The 25,229-nt window shown below is 71.6% G+C and carries 23 protein-coding genes; 14 read left to right on the forward strand and 9 right to left on the reverse strand.

Going from position 1 to position 25,229, the window contains the following annotated elements; genetic code table 11:
* Nucleotides 1-91: 91 nt before the first annotated feature.
* From AC3CCI_RS12105 to AC3CCI_RS12125, 5 genes are all read right to left on the reverse strand, one after another.
* The gene (locus AC3CCI_RS12105) at nt 92-847 is read right to left on the reverse strand and encodes a succinate dehydrogenase iron-sulfur subunit (RefSeq protein ID WP_354593136.1); all 756 of its coding nucleotides are present in this window, start codon (nt 845-847) and stop codon (nt 92-94) included.
* Between the two features lies 1 nt (nt 848).
* Complete coding sequence (sdhA, locus tag AC3CCI_RS12110; RefSeq protein ID WP_354593135.1) at nt 849-2,657, reverse strand: succinate dehydrogenase flavoprotein subunit; 1,809 nt, start codon at nt 2,655-2,657, stop codon at nt 849-851.
* Between the two features lie 58 nt (nt 2,658-2,715).
* A complete protein-coding gene (sdhD, locus tag AC3CCI_RS12115; RefSeq protein WP_354593134.1) occupies nt 2,716-3,165 on the reverse strand; it encodes a succinate dehydrogenase, hydrophobic membrane anchor protein in 450 nt (149 codons plus the stop codon).
* Between the two features lie 4 nt (nt 3,166-3,169).
* Nucleotides 3,170-3,622, reverse strand: a complete 453-nt coding sequence (gene sdhC / locus AC3CCI_RS12120) for a succinate dehydrogenase, cytochrome b556 subunit (RefSeq protein WP_354593133.1) — start codon at nt 3,620-3,622, stop codon at nt 3,170-3,172.
* Nucleotides 3,623-3,803: 181 nt separating this feature from the next.
* Nucleotides 3,804-4,946: a glycosyltransferase family 4 protein gene (locus AC3CCI_RS12125; RefSeq protein WP_354593132.1), complete on the reverse strand. Its 1,143-nt coding sequence runs from the start codon at nt 4,944-4,946 to the stop codon at nt 3,804-3,806.
* Nucleotides 4,947-5,042: 96 nt separating this feature from the next.
* Here AC3CCI_RS12125 and AC3CCI_RS12130 point away from each other — a divergent pair, with 96 nt between their 5' ends.
* From AC3CCI_RS12130 to AC3CCI_RS12175, 10 genes are all read left to right on the forward strand, one after another.
* The gene (locus tag AC3CCI_RS12130) at nt 5,043-6,161 is read left to right on the forward strand and encodes a mannose-1-phosphate guanylyltransferase (RefSeq protein WP_354593131.1); all 1,119 of its coding nucleotides are present in this window, start codon (nt 5,043-5,045) and stop codon (nt 6,159-6,161) included.
* A gap of 179 nt (nt 6,162-6,340) precedes the next feature.
* Nucleotides 6,341-7,426, forward strand: coding sequence for a BMP family lipoprotein (locus AC3CCI_RS12135; RefSeq protein WP_488627340.1), 1,086 nt, complete (start codon nt 6,341-6,343; stop codon nt 7,424-7,426).
* 159 nt (nt 7,427-7,585) lie between these two features.
* Nucleotides 7,586-9,106 carry an ABC transporter ATP-binding protein gene (locus tag AC3CCI_RS12140; RefSeq protein WP_488627341.1) on the forward strand — a complete coding sequence of 507 codons (1,521 nt, stop codon included), beginning with the start codon at nt 7,586-7,588 and terminating at the stop codon, nt 9,104-9,106.
* Nucleotides 9,103-10,377: an ABC transporter permease gene (locus tag AC3CCI_RS12145; protein ID WP_488627342.1), complete on the forward strand. Its 1,275-nt coding sequence runs from the start codon at nt 9,103-9,105 to the stop codon at nt 10,375-10,377. The genes AC3CCI_RS12140 and AC3CCI_RS12145 overlap by 4 nt, the downstream gene beginning before the upstream one ends.
* Complete coding sequence (locus AC3CCI_RS12150) at nt 10,374-11,663, forward strand: ABC transporter permease (RefSeq protein ID WP_488627343.1); 1,290 nt, start codon at nt 10,374-10,376, stop codon at nt 11,661-11,663. The genes AC3CCI_RS12145 and AC3CCI_RS12150 overlap by 4 nt, the downstream gene beginning before the upstream one ends.
* Nucleotides 11,660-12,097 (forward strand): cytidine deaminase, encoded by a 438-nt coding sequence (locus AC3CCI_RS12155; protein WP_354593127.1) that lies wholly within the window; start codon nt 11,660-11,662, stop codon nt 12,095-12,097. The genes AC3CCI_RS12150 and AC3CCI_RS12155 overlap by 4 nt, the downstream gene beginning before the upstream one ends.
* Nucleotides 12,098-12,180: 83 nt before the next feature.
* Nucleotides 12,181-13,476, forward strand: a complete 1,296-nt coding sequence (locus AC3CCI_RS12160) for a thymidine phosphorylase (RefSeq protein WP_488627344.1) — start codon at nt 12,181-12,183, stop codon at nt 13,474-13,476.
* Between the two features lie 135 nt (nt 13,477-13,611).
* Nucleotides 13,612-14,733, forward strand: a complete 1,122-nt coding sequence (locus AC3CCI_RS12165; protein ID WP_488627345.1) for an adenosine deaminase — start codon at nt 13,612-13,614, stop codon at nt 14,731-14,733.
* A gap of 2 nt (nt 14,734-14,735) precedes the next feature.
* Nucleotides 14,736-15,182 carry a PTS sugar transporter subunit IIA gene (locus AC3CCI_RS12170; protein ID WP_354593124.1) on the forward strand — a complete coding sequence of 149 codons (447 nt, stop codon included), beginning with the start codon at nt 14,736-14,738 and terminating at the stop codon, nt 15,180-15,182.
* Between the two features lie 28 nt (nt 15,183-15,210).
* Nucleotides 15,211-15,483 carry a PTS sugar transporter subunit IIB gene (locus AC3CCI_RS12175; RefSeq protein WP_354593123.1) on the forward strand — a complete coding sequence of 91 codons (273 nt, stop codon included), beginning with the start codon at nt 15,211-15,213 and terminating at the stop codon, nt 15,481-15,483.
* An 82-nt stretch (nt 15,484-15,565) separates the two neighbouring features.
* Here the strand turns inward: AC3CCI_RS12175 and AC3CCI_RS12180 are convergent, their stop codons facing one another.
* The 4 genes from AC3CCI_RS12180 to AC3CCI_RS12195 form a co-directional block, all read right to left on the reverse strand.
* Nucleotides 15,566-17,263: a phospho-sugar mutase gene (locus AC3CCI_RS12180; protein WP_488627346.1), complete on the reverse strand. Its 1,698-nt coding sequence runs from the start codon at nt 17,261-17,263 to the stop codon at nt 15,566-15,568.
* Complete coding sequence (locus AC3CCI_RS12185; protein WP_354593121.1) at nt 17,260-18,093, reverse strand: purine-nucleoside phosphorylase; 834 nt, start codon at nt 18,091-18,093, stop codon at nt 17,260-17,262. Before AC3CCI_RS12185 ends, AC3CCI_RS12180 begins: the two co-directional genes overlap by 4 nt.
* A gap of 60 nt (nt 18,094-18,153) precedes the next feature.
* Nucleotides 18,154-19,911 (reverse strand): acetyl/propionyl/methylcrotonyl-CoA carboxylase subunit alpha, encoded by a 1,758-nt coding sequence (locus tag AC3CCI_RS12190; RefSeq protein ID WP_488627347.1) that lies wholly within the window; start codon nt 19,909-19,911, stop codon nt 18,154-18,156.
* 79 nt (nt 19,912-19,990) lie between these two features.
* Nucleotides 19,991-20,680, reverse strand: a complete 690-nt coding sequence (locus AC3CCI_RS12195) for a Maf family protein (protein ID WP_488627348.1) — start codon at nt 20,678-20,680, stop codon at nt 19,991-19,993.
* Nucleotides 20,681-20,706: 26 nt separating this feature from the next.
* Here AC3CCI_RS12195 and AC3CCI_RS12200 point away from each other — a divergent pair, with 26 nt between their 5' ends.
* From AC3CCI_RS12200 to AC3CCI_RS12215, 4 genes are all read left to right on the forward strand, one after another.
* Nucleotides 20,707-21,948, forward strand: coding sequence for a class I SAM-dependent RNA methyltransferase (locus AC3CCI_RS12200; RefSeq protein WP_488627349.1), 1,242 nt, complete (start codon nt 20,707-20,709; stop codon nt 21,946-21,948).
* A gap of 75 nt (nt 21,949-22,023) precedes the next feature.
* Nucleotides 22,024-22,728, forward strand: coding sequence for a response regulator transcription factor (locus tag AC3CCI_RS12205; RefSeq protein WP_194594294.1), 705 nt, complete (start codon nt 22,024-22,026; stop codon nt 22,726-22,728).
* Nucleotides 22,718-24,052 carry a sensor histidine kinase gene (locus AC3CCI_RS12210; RefSeq protein ID WP_488627350.1) on the forward strand — a complete coding sequence of 445 codons (1,335 nt, stop codon included), beginning with the start codon at nt 22,718-22,720 and terminating at the stop codon, nt 24,050-24,052. Before AC3CCI_RS12205 ends, AC3CCI_RS12210 begins: the two co-directional genes overlap by 11 nt.
* Nucleotides 24,049-25,095, forward strand: coding sequence for a hypothetical protein (locus AC3CCI_RS12215; RefSeq protein WP_354593116.1), 1,047 nt, complete (start codon nt 24,049-24,051; stop codon nt 25,093-25,095). The genes AC3CCI_RS12210 and AC3CCI_RS12215 overlap by 4 nt, the downstream gene beginning before the upstream one ends.
* The last annotated feature ends 134 nt before the right edge of the window (nt 25,096-25,229 follow it).

Genomic DNA, 25,229 nt, shown 5'->3' on the forward strand with positions numbered 1-25,229 from the left:
GCACCCGAGCCGGCACGCACGAGGGCCCGACCACCGTGGTGGTCGGGCCCTCGTGCGTGAGCCGGTCGCCCGGGCAGCCGGTCTCCCGGGCTCAGGCGCGTCCGCGCAGCACGGCCTGCTTGACCTCGGCGATGGCCTGGGTCACCTGGATGCCACGGGGGCACGCCTCGGTGCAGTTGAAGGTGGTCCGGCAGCGCCAGACGCCCTCTTTGTCGTTGAGGATGTCGAGCCGCACCTGGGCACCCTCGTCGCGGGAGTCGAAGATGAAGCGGTGGGCGTTCACGATCGCGGCAGGGCCGAAGTACTGGCCGTCGGTCCAGAAGACCGGGCAGCTCGAGGTGCACGCCGCGCAGAGGATGCACTTCGTGGTGTCGTCGAAGCGCTCCCGCTGCGTGGCGCTCTGCAGGCGCTCCTTCTCGGGCTTCGACGACGCCATCAGGAACGGCTGGATCTCGCGGTACGACTGGAAGAAGGGCTCCATGTCGACGACGAGGTCCTTCTCGAGGGGCAGGCCCTTGATGGCCTCGACGTAGATCGGCTGCGAGATGTCGAGGTCCTTGATCAGCGTCTTGCAGGCCAGGCGGTTGCGGCCGTTGATGCGCATGGCGTCCGAGCCGCAGACGCCGTGGGCGCACGAGCGGCGGAACGTCAACGAGCCGTCCTGCTCCCACTTGATCTGGTGCAGGGCGTCGAGCACGCGGTCGGTCGGCAGCACCTGGACGTCGAAGTCCTGCCAGCGGGGCTCGTCGTCGACCTCGGGGTCGAAGCGTCGGATGATCAGGGTGGCCGTGAACGTGGGGACGGCGTCGGAGCCCTGGGGCGCGTTCTCGAGGACAGCGGTGCTCATGTCAGTACTTCCGTTCCATCGGCTGGTAGTTCGTGATCACGACGGGCTTGGTGTCGAGGCGGATGTGGTCGCCGGCCAGCGACGAGTGCGCGTCGCCGGTCAGGTACGCCATGGTGTGGACGAGCCAGTTGGCGTCGTCGCGGGTGGGGTGGTCCTCCCGGAAGTGCCCGCCCCGGCTCTCCTGCCGCGACCTCGCCGAGTAGACGACGACCTCGGCCAGGTCGAGGAGGAAGCCCAGCTCGATCGCTTCGAGGAGGTCGGTGTTGAAGCGCTTGCCCTTGTCCTGCACCGAGATGTTCTTGAACCGCTCGCGCAGGTCGGCGATGACGTGGGTGACCTCGTCGAGCGTCTCTTCGGTGCGGAACACCTGGGCGTTGCGGTCCATGCTGTCCTGCAGCTCTTTCCGCAGCGTGGCGATGCGCTCGGTGCCGGTCGCGTTGCGGACGTCCTCGACGAGGCCGCGGACGAAGGCGGCCGGGTCGTCGGGGAGCGGCACGAAGGGGGCGTCCTTGACGAACTCGACGGCGTTGTTGCCGGCACGCTTGCCGAAGACGTTGATGTCGAGCAGCGAGTTGGTGCCGAGGCGGTTCGAGCCGTGCACGCTGACGCAGGCGCACTCGCCGGCGGCGTAGAGGCCCGGCACGACGGTGGTGTTGTCGCGGAGCACCTCGGCCTTGACGTTGGTGGGGATGCCGCCCATGGCGTAGTGGGCCGTCGGCAGCACGGGCACCGGTTCGGTGTAGGGCTCGACGCCGAGGTAGGTGCGAGCGAACTCGGTGATGTCGGGCAGCTTCGCGTCGATCACGGCCGGGTCGAGGTGCGTGATGTCGAGGTAGACGTAGTCCTTGTGCGGACCGGCCCCCCGGCCCTCGCGGATCTCGGTCGCCATGCAGCGGGCGACGATGTCGCGCGGTGCGAGGTCCTTGATGGTGGGAGCGTAGCGCTCCATGAAGCGCTCGCCCTCGCTGTTGCGGAGGATCGCTCCCTCGCCGCGTGCGGCCTCGCTGAGCAGGATGCCGAGACCGGCCAGGCCGGTCGGGTGGAACTGGAAGAACTCCATGTCCTCGAGCGGCAGGCCCTTGCGCCAGATGATGCCCACGCCGTCGCCGGTCAGGGTGTGCGCGTTCGACGTCGTCTTGTAGATCTTGCCGAAGCCGCCGGTGGCGAAGATGACGGCCTTGCCCTGGAACACGTGCAGGTCGCCGGTCGAGAGCTCGTAGGCGATGACGCCGGCGGGGCGTTCTTCACCGTCTATCTCGCCCATGATCAGGTCGAGCACGTAGAACTCGTTGAAGAAGTTGATGCCGTGCTTGACGCAGTTCTGGTACAGCGTCTGCAGGATCATGTGACCGGTGCGGTCGGCCGCGTAGCAGGCGCGACGGACGGGGTTCTTGCCGTGTTCGGCAGTGTGCCCGCCGAAGCGGCGCTGGTCGATCTTGCCCTCGGGCGTGCGGTTGAACGGCAGGCCCATGTTCTCGAGGTCGAGGACGGCGTCGATCGCCTCTTTCGCCAGGATCTCGGCCGCGTCCTGGTCGACGAGGTAGTCGCCGCCCTTGACGGTGTCGAAGGTGTGCCACTCCCAGTTGTCGTCCTCGACGTTCGCGAGGGCCGCCGCCATGCCGCCCTGGGCCGCACCGGTGTGCGAACGGGTCGGGTACAGCTTCGAGATCACCGCGGTGCTGGCGTTCGGGCCGGCCTCGATGGCCGCCCGCATGCCCGCACCCCCGGCCCCGACGATGACGATGTCGTGCTGGTGGTAGTGGACGCCGTCGACGACGGTGCTGGCGGAGGCGGGGGAGGGTGTGGTCACGGTTCTTTCCGGTGGGGGACGTGCGGCCGGAGGCCGGGGCGGGCGGTGGGCCGGGTGGCTAGCCGGCGGTGCAGAACGACGGCAGCAGGTCGGCCGGGGCGTTCGCGGGGCACGGGTCGAACGTGTAGATCACGAGCGTCCCGAGCACGAGCAGGACGACCGTCGACACGAGCAGCGTGACGAGCAGCACCTTGCGGACGGTGGGCTTCGAGACGTAGTCGTTGACGATCGTGCGCATGCCGTTGGTGCCGTGGATCAACGCCAGCCAGAGCAGCAGGGTGTCGTACACCTGCCAGAAGGGGCTGGCCCACTTGCCGGCGACGAAGGCGAAGTCGATGGCCTTGACGCCGCCCTCGCTCGCGAGCAGGTTGATGAAGAGGTGGCCGAAGACGAGCACGACGAGCAACAGCCCGCTGGCGCGCATGTAGATCCAGCCCCACTTCTCGTAGTTGGTGGAGCGCTGGGCCGTGCGGGCCGAGCGCGGGGCTTCGACGGTCTGGGTGGTCATGGTCCTACTCCGAGAAGACGTTCATCAGGTGGCGGGGCGCGAAGCCGGCGAACAGGACCACGGCGAGGCCGATGACGACCCAGAACATCACGCGCTGGTACTTCGTGCCCGGGCCCCAGAAGTCGATCAGGATGATGCGCAGGCCGTTCAGGGCGTGGAACAGGATCGCCGCCACGAGGCCGGTCTCGCCGAGCCCCATGATCGGGTTCTTGTAGGTGCCGATCACCGCGTTGTAGGCCTCGGGGCTGATGCGCACGAGGGCGGTGTCGAGGATGTGCACGAGCAGGAAGAAGTAGATGCTCACGCCGGTGATGCGGTGCAGCACCCACGACCACATGCCCTCGCGACCGCGGTACAGGGTGCCCGCGATCTTGCCGGGCGCCTTGGGCGCGCTGATCTTCGGCGCATCCGGTCTGCCTGCCGGTGATGCGACCGTTCCCGTCGACTGCTCAGCCATGAGCACTTCTCCTCGCGGATGAGGCGGACGACGCTCTCACTCGGTCGGTACGAGGGACAGCCGTGTCCGCTGGTGGCGTTCTCAGAACCCGTTCAGTCTACGGTCCCGTCGAGTCGGGCCGCGGCCCCGCCCCGCCGAAGTCGTTCGACGTCGAGACAAGACGGCACCCCGGCCGGCGGGGTCAGCCGACGGAGGCGCGCTCGGCCCCGTCGCGGACGGTCGCCATCGCCCGGCGGTAGTGCTCGACGAGTTCTCCGCCGAGGGCCTCCCACGTGCGTCCGACGACCGCGCGCCTCCCTGCCTCGCCGAAGCGCGCCCGGAGGTCGTCCGAGTCGACCAGCGCCCGCACGCCCCGCCGCAGCGAGTGGTCGTGGCGCGGGTCGAAGAGGAACCCGTCGACGCCGTGGCGCACCAGGTCGAGGGGCCCGCCGGCGGCCGGGGCCACGACCGGCAGTCCGCTCGCGTGGGCCTCCTGCACGGTCTGTCCGAAGGTCTCGGTCGACCCGGTGTGCACGAAGACGTCCAGCGCGGCGTACGCGTCGGCGAGGTGCTCCCCGTGCAGCGGCCCCGTGAAGACCGGGTCGAGGTGTCGCAGGCGCCGGCGGAGGGCCGGCAGCGACGGACCGCCGCCCACGACGACGAGTCGGGCCCCGCGCAGGGGCCGCAGGGCGGCGAGCCGCTCGACCTGCTTCTCGGGCGCCAGGCGTCCCACGTAGCCCACGAGCACCTGCCCGGGTGCTCCCCACGACTCACGCAGCGAGCGGACGGCCCCTCCCGACTTCCGGTTGGGGTGGAAGAGGGCCGAGTCGACCCCGCGACCCCACGTCTCGAGTCGTCGGACGCCCGCCGTCTCGAGGTCCCGCAGGGAGGCGCGCGAGGGGACCAGCGTCGTCGTCGCCTGGTCGTGGATGCGGCGCACGAGCCGCCAGGCGACGGCCGAGCCGAGACCGAGGCCGTTCGTCCCCGCGTACCGGGCGACGTCGGTCTGGAACACGGCGACCGAGGGCACGCCGAGGCGGGCGGCGGCGGCGATGGCCTGGGCTCCGAGCAGGAACGGCGAGGCGACGTGGACGACGTCCGGCCGGAACGCGGCGATGGCGGCCGCGACCTGCGGGTTCGGCAGCCCCACGGGGAACTGCCGGTAGGCGACCGAGGGCACCCGGTGCACCGGGAAGCCCGCGTAGCTCGTCGTGCCCCGACCGGCCGGCGCGACGACGAGGGCCTCGTGCCCGTGTCGAGCCAGGTGGTCGAGCACGCGCAGCACGCTGGTGGTGACCCCGTTGACGGTGGGCAGGAAGCTCTCGGTCACGACTGCGACTCGCATCGGTCCTCCTCGGACTGCTCGTGGTGCGAGCATCACCGGCGACGGTGGCGGGAGGGGAGCGGCGGAATGGAGGAGGGGCGTCGATAAGGTGAACGCATGACGATCCAGGAAAGCCTCGACCGGTTCTACAGCATCATCCCCGCCGGTGGCATCGGGTCGCGTCTGTGGCCGCTCAGCCGTGCCGACGCGCCGAAGTTCTTGCACGACCTGACCGGCAGCGGTTCGACGTTGCTCCGGGGCACCTGGGACCGCCTGGCCCCGCTGAACGGCGACCAGCGCATCATGGTCGTCACCGGTCGGGCGCACCGGGCCGCCGTCGAGTCGCAGCTGCCGGGCCTCGCCGACCACAACGTCGTCCTCGAGAGCGAGCCGAAGGACAGCACCGCCGCGATCGGCCTCGCCGCGGCGGTCCTCCGCCGCCGCGAGCCGGACGTGATCATCGGGTCGTTCGCCGCCGACCACGTCATCGCCGACACCCGCGGCTTCGCCCGGGCCGTCCGCGAGGCCATCGTCGCGGCGGACGAGGGCTACATCGCCACCATCGGCATCACCCCCACCGAACCCGCCATCGGGTTCGGCTACATCCACGTCGGCGCGCCCCTGCACATCGAGGGGGCCCCCAGCGCGCGGACGGTCGAGTCGTTCGTCGAGAAGCCCGACCTCGAGACGGCCGAGCGGTACGTCTCGGGCGGCGACTACCTCTGGAACGGCGGCATGTTCATCGCACGCGCCGACCGCCTGCTCGAGCAACTGGGTGAGACGAGCCCCGAGCTGCTGGCCGGCATCGAGGAGCTGGCCGAGGCGTGGGACACCCCGAGGCGCGGTGCCGTGGTCGACAAGGTCTGGCCGGGGCTGCAGAAGATCGCCATCGACTACACCGTGGCCGAGCCGGCCGCGGCCTCCGGCCGCCTGGCCGTCGTGCCGGGCGACTTCGACTGGGACGACGTCGGCGACTTCGCCTCCATCGCGAAGCTGCACGCCGGCGGACGCAAGAGCGACCTGGCCATCCTCGGTGAGAACGCCCGCGTGCTCGCGGACAGCTCGAGCGGCATCGTCGTGGCGAACAGCGGACGCCTCATCTCGCTCATCGGGGTGAACGACATCATCGTCGTCGACACCCCCGACGCCCTGCTCGTCACCACGACGGCCAACGCCCAGCGGGTGAAGGGCGTCGTCGACGCCCTCAAGCTCAGCGGCCGCAGCGACGTCCTCTGACCGGTCGCGTCGGGCGTCGGGGGGCCGTCGAGGTTTCGCGTTCGTTACGTCGTGGTCGCGACTGTGTAACGCCTCGGCATCACTAGCACCCCGCGGTCATCGGCGCCCGTCACAGTAGGTAACCTGTCAGCCATACCCGCCCGGCGCGCCTCGTGCCGGGCTGCACCCTGGAGGACAACTTGACTACAACTGCGCGCAAGGCCGTGCTCAGCGGCCTCGCCCTGGCGAGCACCGCCGTCATCCTGGCCGGCTGTGCCTCGGCCCCCGAGAGCGGCTCTGGCTCGACCAGCGGCGCCTCGAGCGACTTCGTCCCTTGCATGGTCTCCGACGCCGGCGGCTTCGACGACAAGTCGTTCAACCAGCTCGGCTACGAGGGCCTCAACGAGGCGGCCGACACCATCGGTGCCACCCCGAAGACCGTCGAGTCCGCCGACGAGACCGTCTACGACGCCAACCTGTCGAACCTCGCCGACCAGGGCTGCAACCTGATCGTCACGGTCGGCTTCGCGCTCGCCGACGCCACGAAGGCCGCTGCCGAGGCGAACCCGAACATCGACTACGCCACGATCGACGACGCGTCCATCACGGCCGACAACGTCCAGCCCATCACGTTCAACACCTCCGAGGCCGCGTTCCTCGCGGGCTACGCGGCGGCCAGCTACTCGAAGACCGGCGTGGTCGGCACCTTCGGCGGCATGCAGTTCCCGACCGTCACGATCTTCATGGACGGCTTCGCCGACGGCGTGAAGTACTACAACGAGCAGAAGGGCGAGGACGTCAAGGTCGTCGGCTGGGACGTCGCCTCGCAGAACGGCACCTTCACCGGTGGCTTCGAGGCCGGCACCACGGCCAAGCAGAGCGCCCAGACGCTGATCGACCAGAACGCCGACGTCATCCTGCCGGTCGGTGGCCCGATCTACCAGAGCGCCGCCGAGGCGATCCGCGACTCCGGCAAGGACGTCGTCCTGGTCGGTGCCGACAGCGACACCTACGAGACCGACAGCGCCAACAAGGACCTCTTCCTCACCTCGGTGCTGAAGGGCATCAAGCAGGCGACCGACGCGGTCGTCACGCAGGCCAGCGAGGACGAGTTCTCGAGCACCCCGTACGTGGGCACCCTCGAGAACGACGGCGTCGGCATCGCGCCCTTCCACGACTACGCCGACAAGGTCGACAGCGGCCTGCAGGACGAGCTCGACACGATCAAGGCCGGCATCATCGACGGTTCGATCACGGTCGAGTCGCCGTCGGCCCTGACGAGCTGACGAACGCACCTCCCGTCATCGATTAGCATCGACTGACCCAGGGCCGGGAGCGACGGTCACCCCGTCGCTCCCGGCCCTGTCCACGCCCGTGGGCGGGCCGCCCGATCCGGCACCGCCCGCCCTCCACCCGATTGCCTAGACCCGAGGTGTCCACCTGAGATGAAGCTCGAACTGCGGGGCATCACCAAGCGATTCGGCGCCCTGACCGCCAACGACCACATCAGCCTGACCGTCGAGCCCGGCGAGATCCACTGCCTCCTCGGCGAGAACGGGGCCGGCAAGTCCACGCTCATGAACGTGCTCTACGGCCTGTACCAGGCCGACGAGGGCGAGATCCTGCTCGACGACGCCGTCCAGCACTTCTCCGGTCCCGGCGACGCCATGAACGCGGGCATCGGCATGGTGCACCAGCACTTCATGCTCGTCCCCGTCTTCACGGTCGCCGAGAACGTCATGCTCGGCCACGAAGAGACCAGGGCCGGCGGACGGCTCGACCTCGCCGCGGCCCGCACGAAGGTGCGCGAGATCAGCGGTCGGTTCGGGTTCGACATCGACCCCGACGCCCTCGTCGAGGAGCTGCCGGTCGGCGTGCAGCAGCGGGTCGAGATCATCAAGGCCCTCTCGCGCGACGCCAAGGTGCTCGTCTTCGACGAGCCGACGGCCGTGCTGACCCCACAGGAGACCGACGAGCTGATGGTCATCATGCGTCAGCTCCGCGATGCGGGCACCGCGATCGTCTTCATCACCCACAAGCTCCGTGAGGTCCGCGAGGTCGCCACGCGCATCACCGTGATCCGCCTCGGCAAGGTCGTCGGCGAGGCCGAGCCGAGCGCCTCGAACGCCGAGCTCGCCTCGCTCATGGTCGGCCGCGCCGTCGAGCTGACCGTCCAGAAGGCGCCGGCCGAGGCCGGCGAAGCCGCCCTCGTCGTCGAGAACCTGCGGGTCGTCGACCCCATCGGGCAGGTCGTCGTCGACGACGTCTCGTTCGAGGTCCGCCGCGGCGAGATCCTCGCCATCGCCGGGGTCCAGGGCAACGGCCAGACCGAGTTGACCGAGGCGATCCTCGGCCTGCAGCCCCGCGTCGAGGGCCGGGTCGCACTCGACGGACGCGACATCACGGGCCGCAGCGTCCGCCAGGTGCTCGACGCCGGCGTCGGCTTCGTCCCCGAGGACCGCAACCAGGACGGCCTCGTCGGCGAGTTCACCGTCGCCGAGAACCTCATGCTCGACCGGTCGCAGTCGGGCCCGTTCGTGCGGCGCGGGTCGCTCAAGCTGTCCGAGCTGGCGGCGTTCGCGGTCGCCAAGGTGAAGGAGTTCGACATCCGCACCCAGGGCATCACCACCCCGGCCGGTCGCCTCTCGGGAGGCAACCAGCAGAAGGTCGTCCTGGCGCGAGAGCTCAGCCGCGACCTCCGGCTCTTCGTCGCGGCGCAACCCACCCGCGGCATCGACGTGGGCTCGATCGAGTTCGTGCACAAGCGCATCGTCGAGACCCGCGACCAGGGCGTGCCCGTCATCGTCGTCTCGACCGAGCTCGACGAGGTCGCCGCCCTCGCGGACCGCATCGCGGTGATGTACCGCGGCACCATCGTCGGCATCGTGCCGGCGGACACCCCCCGCGACGTGCTGGGGCTCATGATGGCCGGCGAGATGCCGCAGGGAACGGAGCAGGCAGCGTGACCGACGCCACGACCACCACGCAGGGGCCGGGCACGCCACCCGCCCCGTCGTCACCGGAGTCGACCGAGGGACGCGGCTCGCGCCTCCTGCGAGAGATCACGACCGGCAACGCCGCCATCTCGGTGCTCGCCGTCGTGCTCGCGCTCGTCGTCTCGGGCCTGTTGATCGGGTTCACCGACACGACCGTCCAGGGCACGCTGGGCTACTTCTTCTCGCGTCCGGCCGACTTCTTCCAGGCGTTCTGGACGTCGGTCGGCGGGTCGTACTCGTCGCTGTTCCAGGGCGCGATCTACAACTTCCGGGTCGACGGCTTCGCGGCGGGCATCCGCCCCCTGACCGAGACGCTCAACTACGCCGTGCCCCTGATCGCCGCCGGCCTCGGCGTCGCCGTGGCTTTCCGCGTCGGCCTGTTCAACATCGGCGCCCGCGGTCAGATGCTCATGGCGTCGGCTGCCGCCGGGTGGGTGGGCTTCTCGTTCCACCTGCCCCTGGCCGTGCACCTGCCGCTCGCCCTCGCGGCCGGCATCGCCGCGGGTGCGCTCTGGGGCGGCATCGTCGGTCTGCTGAAGGCCCGCACCGGCGCCCACGAGGTGATCCTCACGATCATGCTCAACTACATCGCCTTCTACCTGCTGGCCTTCATGCTGCGGACCCAGGGCCTGCTGCAGGCCCCGGGCAGCGCGAACCCGAAGTCGCCCGCGACGCTCGACACGGCGATCCTGCCCGACCTGTTCGGTTCGCGGTACAACCTCAACTGGGGCTTCGTGCTGGTCGTCGTCATCACCGCGGTCGTCTGGTGGTTGATCAACCGGTCGACGCTGGGCTTCCGGTTCCGGGCCGTGGGCGAGAACCCGCACGCCGCGCGCACGGCGGGCATGAACGTCAAGAACATCTACCTCTACGCGATGCTCATCTCGGGCGCCCTGGCGGGCGTCGCGGGTTCGACGCAGGTGCTCGGCACGCTGACCAGCGGCTTCACCTCGGGCATCGACGCGGGCATCGGCTTCGACGCCATCACCGTGGCGTTGCTCGGTCGGTCACGGCCCTGGGGCGTGTTCGGCGCCGGCGTCCTGTTCGGCGCGCTCAAGGCCGGTGGGTACTCCATGCAGGCCGCGAACGGCGTGCCGATCGACATCGTGCTCGTCGTGCAGTCCCTCATCGTGTTGTTCGTGGCCGCGCCCCCGCTGGTCCGAGCGATCTTCCGTCTGCCGGCCCCGGGCGTCCGCCCGGTGCGCAAGGCCTCGACCAAGGAGGCGGTGGTCACCAAGTGAGCACGCTCACCCCCGACACCGCGGTCCCCGCCGCGCCGTCGCCCGACCTGGCCCGGGCCTCGACCCGCAGCCTCAAGGCCCCGATCGCCTTCGCGATCTTCACCGTCGTCGCGGCGGTGCTGTTCGTCGGCCTGGCCCGTGACGGCGAGAGCACCTTCCGGCTCTCGACCGCCACGGACTTCTTCGCCCTGCCCGACGCCGTCCTCCCGTCGACCGTCACCGGGGTCGTGCTCACGGTGCTGCTGGCCGTGATCACCGTCGTCGCGGTCCTCCGGGCCGTGCGCTACGAGAAGGTGCCGATCTGGCTGGTCGCCGTCTTCGGCGTGCTCTTCCTGCTGGGCTTCCTCACGTGGGCGAGCGCCGGCCAGACGATCCCGGTGCCGGGTCTGCTGCTCGGTGCCCTGGCGCTCAGCACGCCGCTCATCTTCGGCGCCCTCGGCGGCGTGATCAGCGAGCGCGTGGGCGTCGTCAACGTGGCGATCGAGGGTCAGCTGCTGGCCGGCGCCTTCGTCTCGGCGACGATCGCCTCGGCGACCGGGTCGGCCTACGTCGGCCTGGTCGGCGCCATGATCGCCGGCGTGCTCGTGTCGATGGTCCTCGCCGTCTTCAGCATCCGCTACATCGTCGACCAGGTCATCGTGGGCGTCGTCCTCAACGTGCTGGTGACCGGCCTGACGAGCTTCCTGTACTCGCAGGTGCTGTCGAAGTCCGACTCGCTCAACCGCGGCGTGCGCTTCCCGCAGCTCGACGTCCCCGTCCTCAGCCAGATCCCCATCGTCGGCCCGGTCTTCTTCCGTCAGACGATCATCGTGTACCTGATGTACGTCGCGATCGCGGTCGTCTTCTACGGTCTGTTCCGCACCCGTTGGGGGCTGCGCCTCCGGTCGGTCGGCGAGCACCCGCAGGCGGCCGACACGGTGGGCATCAAGGTCAACGCCACCCGGTTCTGGAACGTCTCGCTCGCCGGTGCCGTCGCCGGTCTCGGCGGCGCCTACTTCACCCTCGGCTCGCTCGGCAACTTCCAGAAGGAGATGACGGCGGGCGCGGGCTTCATCGCCCTGGCGGCCGTCATCTTCGGCCGGTGGGACCCCATCCGGGCCACGCTCGCCGCGCTGCTGTTCGGCTTCGCGAGCAACCTGCAGAACGTGCTCGGGGCCATCGGCTCGCCGGTGCCGAGCGAGTTCATGCTCATGCTGCCGTACGTCGTGACGATCTTCGCGGTCGCCGGCCTGGTCGGGCAGTCCCGGGGCCCGGCGGCCTCCGGCAAGCCCTACGTCAAGTCGTGACGGGCCGCAGCAGCGCGTCGGTCGTCGCCGAGACCGACTGGGACGCCCTCCGCGAGGCGGCCAGGGCCGCCATGCGCAAGGCCTACGTGCCGTACTCCCGCTTTCCGGTGGGCGCCGCCGCCGTCACCGACGACGGGCGGATCGTCTCGGGCTGCAACGTCGAGAACGCGTCGTACGGCATCACCCTGTGCGCCGAGTGCTCGCTCGTGTCCGACCTCGTGATGTCGGGTGGCGGCCGTCTGGTCGCCTTCGCCTGCGTCGACGGCAACGGCGGGGTGCTGATGCCCTGCGGTCGGTGCCGCCAACTGCTCTACGAACACTCCGACGAGGCCATGGTGCTCGACACCGTGTCGGGCTTCAAGACCATCGACGAGGTCATCCCCGACGCGTTCGGGCCGCGGCAACTCGAGGCGTACCGCGCCTCGCAGGGCTGACCCGCGCCTCCTCGTCCGTCCCGGACGCGACCTCGTGGTCGCGCCGCCGCACCACCGATCGCACCACCGCAAGGAGCCCCACCGTGACCCAGAACGCCGTCGAACCCTTCGACACCGTCGACCTCATCCGCGTCAAGCGCGGCGGGGGCGCCCTCGGCACCGAGCAGATCGACTGGCTGATCGACGCGTACACCCGGGGCTACGTCGCCGACGAGCAGATGTCGGCACTGACGATGGCGATCTTCCTGAACGGCATGGAGCGTCGCGAGATCCGCGACATGACCATGGCGATGATCCGCTCGGGCGAGACGATGGACTTCACCGGGCTCGGCAAGACGACCGTCGACAAGCACTCGACCGGCGGGGTGGGCGACAAGATCACCCTGCCGCTCGCACCGCTGGTGGCCTCGTTCGGCGTGGCCGTCCCGCAGCTCTCGGGCCGCGGTCTCGGCCACACGGGCGGCACGCTCGACAAGCTCGAGTCGATCCCGGGCTGGCAGGCCTCGATCTCGAACGAGCGCATGCGCGAGATCATGGCCGACAGCGGAGCCGTGGTCTGCGCCGCGGGGTCGGGCCTCGCTCCCGCCGACGGCAAGCTCTACGCGCTGCGTGACATCACGGGCACGGTCGAGGCCATCCCGCTCATCGCGTCGTCGATCATGAGCAAGAAGATCGCCGAGGGCACCGCGGCCCTCGTGCTCGACGTCAAGTTCGGGTCGGGCGCCTTCATCCAGGACGTCGAGCGGTCGCGCGAGCTGGCCCGCACGATGGTCGACCTCGGCACCGACGCCGGGGTCGCGACCACGGCCCTGCTGACCGACATGAACGTGCCGCTCGGCCTGACCATCGGCAACGCCCTCGAGGTGCGCGAATCGGTCGAGACCCTCGCCGGTGGCGGGCCCGCCGACATCCGCGAGCTGACCGTCGCGCTCGCCCGCGAGATGCTGACCCTCGCGGGTCGCCCGGACGCCGACGTCGAGGCCGCCCTCGACGACGGCCGCGCCATGGACGCCTGGAAGCGCATGATCCGTGCCCAGGGCGGCGACCCCGACGCCGCCCTGCCGACCGCCCGCGAGACGCACGTCGTCACCGCCTCGGGCACCGGCTACCTCACCGAGCAGCACGCGCTGCCGTTCGGCATCGGTGCCTGGCGCCTCGGTGCCGGTCGGGCCCGCAAGCAGGACCCGGTGCAGGCGGCCGCGGGCATCGAGCTGCACGCGAAGCCCGGCGACCGCGTGACCGAGGGGCAGCCGCTCTTCACGCTGCACACCGACGAGCCCGGGCGTTTCGAGCGTGCGCTCGAGGCCGTCGACGGCGCGTGGACGATCGGCGACGAGGCTCCGGCGGCGCGCACCATCGTCGCCGAGCGGATCGGCTGAGCGGGCTCGCCCGACGCACGTCCCACCGGCACCGCGCCTCCGTCCAGGAGGCGCGGTGCCGGTTCTCGTGGCGCACCCGCCCCTCTCGTGGCGCGCGTCCAGAGTCGTCGGCCGGACCGCTAGTAGGTTGGGGGCATGAGCGCTCCCGACAAGGACTACCGGCTGCCGAACGGGGGCCCGCGCCTCGCGGCCCTGCCCAAGGTGTCGTTGCACGACCACCTCGACGGGGGCCTCCGACCCGAGACGGTCGTCGAGCTGGCGCGCGAGGCCGGCGTCGAGCTGCCCGCCTCCGAGCCCGAGGGTCTTCGCCGGTGGTTCGTCGAGAACGCCGACTCCGGCAACCTGGTCGACTACCTCGCGACCTTCGAGCTGACCGTCGCCGTCATGCAGACCGCCGACCAGCTCACGCGCGTCGCCCACGAGTTCGTCCTCGACCTGGCGGCCGACGGGGTCGTCCACGCCGAGGTGCGCTGGGCCCCCGAACAGCACCAGCGTCAGGGGCTCACGCTCGACCAGGCCGTCGAGGCGGTCCAGGCGGGCTTCACGTCGGCCGTGAGCGCGCTCGCGTCCGACGGCCACCAGATCTCGGTGGGCCAGATCCTCAGCGCACTCCGTCACGGCGACCGGTCGCTCGAGATCGCCCAGCTCGCCGTCCGCCACCGCGAGTCGGGCGTGCTCGCCTTCGACATCGCCGGGCCCGAGGCCGGGCACCCCGCCGCCGACCACCGGGTCGCCTTCGACCTGCTGGCCCGCGAGTTCATGCCGGTCACCGTGCACGCGGGCGAGGCCGACGGTCTCGACAGCATCCGCGGTGCCCTCCTCGACGGGCGGGCGCTGCGCCTCGGGCACGGCGTCCGCATCGCCGAAGACATCCGCGTCGTCGCGAGCAAGGGTGCCGCGACCACGGTCGAGATCGGGCCCGTCGCGTCGTGGGTGCGCGACCGCGAGATCCCGCTCGAGCTGTCGCCCCAGTCGAACCTGCAGACCGGTGCGATCGCCGCCTGGGGCACCGACCTCGACGACCACCCCTTCGACCTGCTCTACCAGCTCGGCTACGGCGTCACGGTGAACACCGACAACCGCCTGATGAGCGACACCAGCCTGTGCAAAGAGCTCGCCCTGCTCAGCCAGGCCTTCGACTACGACCTCGACGACCACGAGACGTTCCAGCTCAACGCCGCGGCGTCGTGCTTCCTGCCCCTCGAAGAGCGCGAGGCGCTGGCCGACCGCATCACGGCCGGCTTCGAGGGGGCCTGAGCATGCCGCTTCCGCCGCTGCCCGACGAAGCCGTCGTCATCGGCGCACACGTCGCCGACTGGCGTGAGGCCGTCCACGTCGCCGGCCGCGCGCTCGTCGACTCCGGTGCCGCCCACGAGGGCTACGGCGACGAGATGGTCCGCATGATCGACGAGCACGGCCCCTACGTCGTCATCGCCCCGGGGCTGGTGCTCGCGCACGCGCGTCCCGGCGACGCCGTCGTGCGCGACGGCCTCGCGGTCGTCACCCTCGCCGAACCGGTGCCGTTCGGCCACCCCCACAACGACCCGGTCAGCGTCGTCCTCGGCCTGGCGATCGTCACCGTCGGGGGTCACCTCGAATCGATCGCCGACCTGGCCAACGTCTTCAACGAGGCGTCCGTCATCCCCGCCCTCGCAGCCGCCACCTCGGTCGACGAGGTGCGCCGGCTGATGGGCGTCCCCGCCTGATCCGCCCCCGACAGATCGAGACACCCCCATGAAGATCGTCACCATCTGCGGCGCCGGCATCGGCAGCAGCGGAATCCTCAAGGTCAACGCCGAGCGCGTCCTGGCCAAGCTCGACATCGAGGCCGACGTGGTCGCCGCCGACATCGGCTCGATCGCGTCCGTCGGCGACGACGCGCAGGTCATCCTCACCTCGGCCGAGTTCGTCGAGGCGATCGGCTCGACCTTCGCCGACGTCATCGTGATCCGCAACCACTTCGACCAGGCCGAGCTCACCGAGAAGCTGCAGAAGTCGCTCGGCTGAGTCCGCGACGTGAGAGACCCCGGAGGCGCGACCTGCGCCTCCGGGGTCTCTCACGTCGTCGGGGCGGTCGCCGCCCCGGGCGTCAGGCCAGCAGCTCGCGCATGCCGGCGTCGAGGTCGGCCACGGCCGCCTCGGCGGCGGCCCGCCGGGCGACGGCGTCGCCCTCGGTGCTCGACGCGTCGATGTAGACCTTGAGCTTGGGCTCGGTGCCGCTCGGCCGGACGATGACCCGGGAGCCGTCGGTCAGCCAGTACCGCAGCACGTCGCCGGCGGGGAACGACCCGAATCCGTCGCGGAAGTCGTCGACGTGGTCGACCCGGTGCGAGCCGATGGTCGACGGGGGCTGCTGCCGCAGGCGCGACGTGAGGGCCGTGATGGTGGCGAGGTCGTCGACCCGGATCGAGATCTGCGACGACGCGTAGGCGCCGAAGCGCTCGTCGAAGGCGACGAGGTGCTCGGACAGGCTCGACCCTGCGGCGTGCAGCTCGGTCGCGAGGGCGAGCAGGTCGACGGCCGCCGAGATGCCGTCCTTGTCGCGGACGACGTCGGGATCGACGAGGTAGCCGAGCGCCTCCTCGTAGCCGTAGATCAGGCCGCCGACGCGCGACACCCACTTGAAGCCCGTCAGCGTGTCGACGTAGTCGAGACCGTGGACGCGGGCGATCTCGCGCAGGGCGGGGGACGAGACGATGCTGGCGGCGAGCGTCCCGTCACGGTCGTCGCGGCGGGCACGCTCGGCGGCGCGCCAGCCGAGCAACGAGCCGACCTCGTTGCCGCTGAGTCGACGCCAGCCACCGTCGACGGGGACGGCCACGGCGAGACGGTCGGCGTCGGGGTCGTTGGCGATGATCAGGTCCGCCCCGACGCGGTCGGCCGTCGCGAACGAGAGGTCCATCGCGCCGGGCTCCTCCGGGTTCGGGAACGCCACGGTGGGGAAGGCCGGGTCGGGGGCGCTCTGCTCGCTGACCGGGATGGGTTCGGCGAAGCCCGCGGTGGCGAACACCCGGCGGGCGACCTCCCACCCGACGCCGTGCATCGCCGTGTAGACGACGCGGGGCTGGCGGCCGGTCGAGGCCGTGCCGGCGACGGCGGCCGTCCGGCGGACGTACTCCATGACGAGGTCGTCACCCGCCTCGCGGTAGTCGTCCGAACGGGGCAGGTCGGTGACGGGGGACTGCGCGGCCGCCTCGATCTCGGCCGCGATCTCGCCGTCGACGGGCGACACGATCTGCGACCCGGCGTCGACGCCGCCGAGGTAGACCTTGTAGCCGTTGTCCTGCGGCGGGTTGTGGCTGGCCGTGACCATGACCCCGGCGCTGACGTCGAGGTGCCGCACGGCGAAGGCGAGCACCGGGGTCGGCAGGGCCCGGGGGAGGATGGTCGCGGCCACCCCGGCGGCCGCCATGATCTCGGCGGTGTCGCGGGCGAAGACGTCGGAGTTCTTGCGGCCGTCGTAGCCGATGACGATCGAGGGGTGCGACTCGCGACCCAGCAGGAAGGCGGCGAAGCCGGCCGCCGCCTGGGCGACGAGCACGCGGTTCATGCGGTTCGAGCCCGAGCCGAGCGCACCGCGGAGCCCGGCGGTGCCGAACTGCAGGCGACCCGCGAAGCGGTCGGCGAGCTCGGCGAGGGCCTCGTCGTCGGACGACGTCGCCCGGGTCACCAGGCGGTCGAGTTCGTCGCGGGTCTCGTCGTCGGGGTCCTGGTCGCGCCAGGCCGTGGCCGTGGCGAGCAACCCGTCGAGGTCGCCGGTCACCGGGCCGCTCACCGAGACGCTCACAGGGCCGCCACGATCCGGGCGAGGAGGTCGCTGATCTTCGCCTCGGCGTCGCGGCCGGCCTCGAGCACCTCGGCGTGGCTGAGCGGGGTCTTCTGGATGCCTGCGGCGAGGTTCGTGATCAGCGACATGCCGAGCACCTCCATGCCGGCCTGGCGCGCGGCGATGGCCTCGAGCGCCGTCGACATGCCGACGATGTGGCCGCCGACGGCCTTGGCCATCTGCACCTCGGCCGGCGTCTCGTAGTGCGGCCCGCGGAACTGCGTGTAGACGCCCTCGTCGAGGTCGGGGTCGATGCTCCGGGCGACGTCACGCAGGCGCGACGAGTACAGGTCGGTCAGGTCGACGAAGGTCGCCCCCTCGAGCGGCGAGTCGGCCGTGAGGTTGATGTGGTCGCTGATCAGCACGGGCGTGCCGGGCTTCCAGGTCTCCTTGATGCCGCCGGCGCCGTTCGTCAGGATCATCGTCGTGGCACCGGTCGCGGCGGCGGTGCGGACGCCGTGCACGACGCGGCGGACGCCGTGCCCCTCGTAGTAGTGCGTGCGGGCGCCCATGACGAGGGCGTGCTTGCCCGAGGGCAGGGCGATGCTGCGGATCGAGCTGGTGTGGCCGACGACGGCCGACGCGGCGAAGCCGGTGATCTCGGTCGCCGGGATCTCGGCCACGGTCTCGCCGATCAGGTCGGCGGCCTTGGCCCAACCGCTGCCCAGGGTCAGGGCGACGTCGTGGCGGGCGACGCCGGTCTTCTCGGCGATCTCGGCGGCGGCGGTCCGGGCGACCTCGAAGGGGTCGGCGGCGCGGTCGTCGAGCGGGTGCGTGGTGGTCTCAGACATGCCGTCCACTCTAGGGTCTGCCGACCCGCCACCCCGGTCGTGCCGGGCCCGGCCCGCGCGTCAGTCGATGCTGAGCAGGACGTGGCCCGACGAGACGGTCTCGCCGACGACCGCCGAGATGCCCGAGACGGTGCCGTCGCGGTGGGCGGCGACGGGTTGTTCCATCTTCATGGCCTCGAGCACGAGCACGAGGTCGCCTTTGACGACCTGCTGGCCCGCCTCGACGGCGAGCTTGACGACGGTGGCCTGCATCGGAGCCTTGACCTCGGCGCCGGTCGCGGTCACGACCGTCGAGCGGGACGCCCCGCGGCGCTTGGGGGCGACGGCGGGAGGCGCGGTGCGCGACCCGAGACCGGCGGGCAGCGAGACCTCGAGGCGCTTCCCGGCGACCTCGACCACGACCGTGTCACGCTCGTCGGCCGGGCGGGGGGCCTCGGCCTCGCCGCTCCACGCCGGGATGGTGTTGTCGAACTCGGTCTCGATCCAGCGGGTGTAGATCGAGAACGGCCGACCGTCGGTGGGCGCGAAGGCCGGGTCGTCGACGATCGCGCGGTGGAACGGCAGCACGGTCGGCAGGCCGGCGACCTCGAACTCGGCGAGGGCGCGGCGCGAGCGCTCGAGGGCGTCCTCGCGCGACGAGCCGGTGACGACGAGCTTGGCGAGCAGCGAGTCGAACGAGCCGCTGATCTCGTCGCCCGCCTGGACGCCGCTGTCGACGCGGACGCCGGGGCCGCCGGGGGCCTTGAAGACGTGGATCGGGCCGGGGGCCGGCATGAAGCCGCGACCGGCGTCCTCGCCGTTGATGCGGAACTCGAACGAGTGGCCGCGGGCCTCGGGGTCGTCGTAGTCGAGCACGCCGCCCTCGGCGAGGCGGAACTGCTCGCGGACGAGGTCGAGTCCGGTGACCTCTTCCGACACGGGGTGCTCGACCTGCAGGCGGGTGTTGACCTCGAGGAACGACACGGTGCCGTCCTTGCCGATCAAGAACTCGCAGGTGCCGGCGCCGACGTAGCCGACCTCGCGCAGGATGGCCTTCGACGACTCGTAGAGCTTGGTGGTCTGCTCGTCGGTCAGGAACGGGGCGGGGGCCTCCTCGACGAGCTTCTGGTGGCGACGTTGCAGCGAGCAGTCGCGGGTCGACACGACGACGACGTTGCCGTGGGCGTCGGCGAGGCACTGGGTCTCGACGTGGCGCGGCTGGTCGAGGTACTTCTCGACGAAGCACTCGCCGCGCCCGAAGGCGGCGACGGCCTCGCGGGTGGCCGACTCGAAGAGCTCGGGCACCTCGTCGCGGGTGCGGGCGACCTTGAGGCCGCGTCCGCCCCCGCCGAAGGCCGCCTTGATGGCGACGGGGAGGCCGTGCTGGTCGACGAACTCGAGCACCTCGTCGGCACCCGAGACCGGGTTAAGCGTGCCGGGGGCGAGGGGTGCCCCGACGCGCTCGGCGATGTGGCGGGCCGACACCTTGTCGCCGAGCTGCTCGATGGCCTCGGGGGAGGGTCCGATCCAGACGAGGCCGGCGGCCTGGACGGCACGGGCGAAGTCGGCGTTCTCGGCGAGGAACCCGTAGCCGGGGTGGACGGCGTCGGCGCCCGAGCGGCGCGCGACCGAGAGGATCTTGTCGATGACGAGGTACGTCTCGGCGCTCGTCGTCCCGCCGAGGGCGTAGGCCTCGTCGGCGAGGCGGGCGTGCTGGGCGTCGCGGTCCTGGTCGGCGTAGACCGCCACCGAGCCGATCCCGGCGTCACGTGCGGCCCGGATCACGCGGACGGCGATCTCTCCACGGTTGGCGATGAGGACCTTGCTGATACGCGGCATAGTTCCCCACCCTATTGCGCGCTCCGCACTCGCCTTTGGCTGACGTGCACAAAAAGGACGAGGAGGCGCGAGGCAGAACCTACAAGGAGCCCGCGGTCGGCGAGGTCCACAGCTCGTGCCACGGCACCCCGAAGCCCCGGACGAGCGATCGAAGCACGGGCACCGACAGGCCGACCACGGCGCTCGGCGTGCCCTCGATGTGCGTGATGAACGCCGACGCCCGGCCGTCGATCGTGAAGGCGCCCGCGACCTCGAGCGGCTCGCCGGTCTCGACGTAGGCGGTGAGCTCGTGCGGGTCGAGGTCGTCGGCGAAGGTGAGGGACGCGCTCGCGACCCGGCCCGCGCCTCCTGAGGGGTGCTCGTCGCTGGTGCGCGGCGCGCCGCCGCGGTGGTCGATCAGCCAGTGGCCCGACCAGAGGGTGCCGTGGCCGACCGCGGCCATGCGCCGCCAGCGCTCGAGCGCCAGGGCGGGTTCGTGCGGTTTGCCGTGCACCTCGCCGTCGAACTCGAAGGCGCTGTCGCCGCCGAGCACCAACCCGTCGAGCGGGCGCCCGTCGACCGTGACGTCGAGCACGGCCTCGGCCTTGAGGCGGGCCAGGTGCCGGACGGTCTCGGCGGCCGTGAGCGGCCGACCGAGCCGGCCGGCCTCGACGTCGACCGCGGCCCCCTCGTCGACGCCGGGGCTGATGAGCACCGGCTCGACGCCCGCGGCGCGCAGCAGGGCGAGACGGGCGGGGGAGGTGCTGGCCAGGTAGAGCGGGACGGTCATGCCGCCCAGCCTGTCAGACTCGACGCATGGGAGACATGCTGGGCCGCGAGGTCGAACTGGACGTGACGGGCATCGCACACGGGGGCATCTCGGTGGCCCGCCTCGACGGGCGGGTGGTGTTCGTCACCGACACGCTGCCCGGCGAGAAGGTCGTCGCGCGCATCGCCGACGACCGCAAGAAGTCGTTCTGGCGGGCCGACACCGTGAGCGTCCTCGAGGCCAGCGAGCACCGTCGCCCGCACGTCTGGGGTGCGGCCGCCCTCGAGGTGGACCCCGCCGACCGCGCGGGCGGTGCCGAGTTCGGTCACGTCGAGCTGGCCCATCAGCGCGAGCTGAAGCGGCGGGTGGTCGTCGACGCCCTCTCACGGATGGGCGGCGTCGCCGACGCCGACGGGCGCGTCACGGTCGAGGCGCTGCCCGGCGACGACGAGCGAGGGGGCACCGGGTGGCGGACGCGCCTGCGTCTGCACCTCGACGAGGACGGTCGCCCGGGGCAGTACGCCGCGCGGTCGCACCGGGTCGTCCACGTGCCCGACCTGCCCCTCGCGTCGCCCGAGGTCGCCGAGGTCGCCCCGCTCGGCGACGCCTTCCCCGGCGAGGAGCACGTCGACGTCGTGGCCCCGAGCATGGGCGGCGCCCGCCTCATCATCGGTCGTCAGGCCCGGTCGACCATCACCGAGGTCGTCGGCGACCGTGAGTTCCGCCTCGACGACGGCGGGTTCTGGCAGGTGCACCGCGAGGCCGCCGCGACGCTCACCACCGCGGTGCAGACGATGATCGACCCCGGGCGCTTCGACCCGAAGGCCGCCAACCTCGACCTCTACGGTGGCGTCGGGTTGCTGGCCGCGGCCGTGGGGGACCGCTTCGGTGCGGGCACGCGCATCACGAGCGTCGAGAGCGACGAGCGGGCGACCGAGCACGCCTCCGAGAACCTGGCCGAGTGGATCGGAGCGTCGGCCGTGACCGGACGCGTCGAGCGCTGGCTCCGTCAGACGGCGTCGCAGGCCGGCGGCGCCGAGCGCGAGCGTCTGGCGAACGCGACCATCGTGCTCGACCCGCCCCGGTCGGGCGCCGGTCGCGACGTGGTCACCGAGATCGCCGCCCTCGGCCCGGCCCAGGTGGTCTACGTCGCCTGCGATCCCGTCGCCCTCGCCCGCGACGTGGCCCTCTTCGCCGAGCGCGGCTACCGGCTGGAGGCCCTGCAGGCCTACGACCTGTTCCCCCACACGCACCACGTCGAGACGGTGGTGCGCCTGCTGCCTGCCTGAGCACCGATCCCGTTACGATGTACCCCGTGCACGCCTGGGGTTCAGGGCCAGACGCACGCCGAACGAAGGATCACCGTGTCAGACCTCTCGACCGAGACCCCCACCGCGCCCCGCCCGACGGCTCCCGTCCGGGTCGCCATCGTCGACGACCACGAGTCGGTCCGGCTCGGCATCCAGGCCGCCTGCCAGAACGAGGGCTTCGACGTCGTCCTGACGGCCGCCGGCGTGCAGGAGTTCGTCGAGAACCTCGCCGGACGCGAGGTCGACGTCGTCGTCCTCGACCTGTCCCTCGGCGACGGGTCGACCGTCACCGAGAACGTCAAGCGGGTGCAGGCCACCGGGTCGGCCGTCCTCGTGCACAGCATCGCCGACCGGGTCGCGTCGGTCCGCGAGGCGCTCGCCGCCGGTGCGGCCGGGGTGATCCCGAAGTCGTCCGCGACGAAGACGGTCATGGCCGCCGTCGCGACCGTCGCGCGGGGCGACGTCCTCAACAACCTCGAGTGGGCGAGCGCCATCGACGCCGACCGCGACTTCGCCAAGGCGCAGCTCGGCCGCCGCGAACGCGAGATCCTGCACCTCTACGCCTCGGGACTGCCGTTGAAGCTCGCCGCCCAGCAGCTCGGCATCGGCTACTCGACGGCCCGCGAGTACCTCGACCGCATCCGCGTCAAGTACGTCGAGGTCGGGCGTCCGGCGCCGACCAAGGTCGACCTGCTGCGCCGCGCGGTCGAGGACGGCATCCTGCCGGGCCTCGACGCGGACGGCGGCGATGGCCGGTGAGGGCCGCCTGAGCGCCCCGATCCCCCTCGGGGCCCTGCGGCCCCCGCGCAACCCCATCAGCCGCGCGCTCCTCGACAAGGTGCTGGGGCGGATCATCGCCGCGGCCGGGCTCGTGTTCGGGTTGCAGGCGCTGCCCGACATGATCCGTCAGGTCGACGACATGCAACTCGCCTGGGCCTGGGTCATCGGCCTGGCCATGTTCGGCGGCTTCCTGGCCCTCGTGGTGGCGAGCCTCGTGCAGCGCGGCGTCACGACCGTCGAGGCCTTCGTCGCCGTCGCCTACCTCATCGCCCTCGTGACCTGGCCGCTGGCCGTCGACGATCCGAGTCGCATCCAGTCGGGCGTGCCCTGGCTCTGGTACCTCTGCACGGTCGCCACCGCGTCGGCGGCGTCGGCGTTCTCGACCTGGATCGCCAGCGGCTACCTCTTCGTCGCCCCCGCCGTCTACGGCTTCATCCGGCTCACGCCCTCGGGCGGCGCGGTGTCCCCGCAGCGGGCGACCCTCGACTCCGTCTACGCCATCCTGCTCGGCGGGGCCGTGCTGATCCTCGTGGTGATCCTGCGGCAGGCGGCGGCGAACGTCGACCAGGCCCAGGCGACCGCCGTCGCCCGCTACTCCGAGGCCATCCGCGAGCACGCGACCGAGCTCGAGCGGGTCGAGGTCGACGCCATCGTCCACGACAGCGTCCTCACGACCTTCATCCAGGCGGCCAGGGCCTGGTCGCCCGACGAGCGCGACCTGTCGACGAACATGGCCCGGAACGCCATGTCCCACCTCTCGGCGGCGGCGAGCACGACGCCGTTCGACGAGTCCGACACGACGCTCGCGAGCATGGCAGACCGCGTCGAGGCGGCGGTCGCCGACCTCGGCGTCCCGGTCGAGGTGCGCCGGGGCGGACTCGACGACCAGGGCATCCCCTCCACGGCCGCCGAGGCGCTCTACTCGGCGGCGATGCAGGCGCTGGTCAACAGCTCGCAGCACGCCGGCGAGGGCCCGGGCGTCGACCGTTGGGTCGAGGTCCGTCACGACGGCGACGGGCTCACCACCGTCGAGGTGGGCGACACGGGCAAGGGGTTCGAGCCGGCGTCGGTGCCGACCGAGCGCCTGGGGGTGCGCGTGTCGATCCACGAGCGACTGAACAACGCCGGCGGGCTCGCCACCATCGAGTCGGCACCGGGACGCGGCACCGTCGTCCGTCTCCGCTGGCCGGTCGACCAGGCACCCGCGGGCGTGCCCTCGATCGAGGGCCCGTCCGGCGAGGCCGTCGCGTCCGGCCCGACGGGGCCGTCCACCCCGTCCGAGCCGTCGGGGAGGCCCGCATGAGGGTCTCCGTGCCCCGCTGGCTGATCGTCTCGCTGGCCGCCGTCTTCTCGGCCTACCACCTCGTCCTCGCCGCGGCGTCGGTGGACCGCGTCGCGGACCCGTTGCCGGTGCTCGCCTGCATGGGCCTCTACGCCGCCGCGACCGTGGCCGTGCTGTGGCCGAGCAGGCACGTCATCATGCCCGTCTGGATGGCCTCGTTCTGCCTGGCCGTGAGCATCGTCCTGCCCCTGGTGGTGACGTCGCAGCTCGACGCCTCGGTGAAGAACGGCTACGCCACGTGGTACGTCGCCGCCGTGGGCACGCTCATGGTCATCGTCTCGACCCGGCGGCGGCAGGGGTTCGCCTGGCTCGGCGTCGGGTTCATGGCGGTGCACGGCGTGCTCTGGGCCGGGGTCCAGCAGATCGCCGAGCTCGGCATCGTGGGCAGCGTCGTCTGGGTGGCGTTCAGCCACGCCATGTCGAGCACGCTGACGCGGGCCGGGCGTGAGACGCGCGAGTTCATCCTCGCCGAGCACGAGGCGGCCGACTGGCAGGCCGCGCAGGAGGCGCACGTGAACGAGCGCCAGTACCGACTGCTGCAGACGGGCCGCACGGCCCGCCCGATGCTGCAGACGATCGTCCGACGCCACGGCGACCTGACCCCCGACGAGCGCCGGGAGTGCCTGAACCTCGAGGGGGCGATCCGCGACGAGATCCGCGGGCGGCGGCTGCTCGACGACGACGTGCGGCGCGAGGTCATGGCGGCCCGTCGCCGCGGGGCCGTCGTGAGTCTCCTCGACGAGGGCGGCATCGACGATCTCGGTCCGGCCGACCTTCGCCGCGTCCACGGCGTGCTCGCCGAGGCCCTCCGCGACTCGGCAGCGGACCGCATCGTCGTGCGGACCGTCCAGGGCGGCGGGGACGACGCCGTCACGGTCGTGGGCCTGGGGTCGGTCGACCTCGCGTCGAGCGCACTCGGTCGCGGCGTCTCGGCCGACGCCGACGAGGACGACGACGGCGACGAGGTGCAGCTCTGGCTGCAGATCCCCCGTTCGGCTCCCTGACCCACGCCGTCCGGCACCCTGCCCGACGCCGGGCCGGGCACAGGAAGAAGGGCCGGACGATCGTCCGGCCCTTTCGAGACCCTGAGCCAGGGCGGCAACCCGAATGTCGCCCTGACTCCCCCCGGCAGGAACCC

The sequence above is a fragment of the Frigoribacterium sp. CF331 genome, assembly GCF_057787905.1.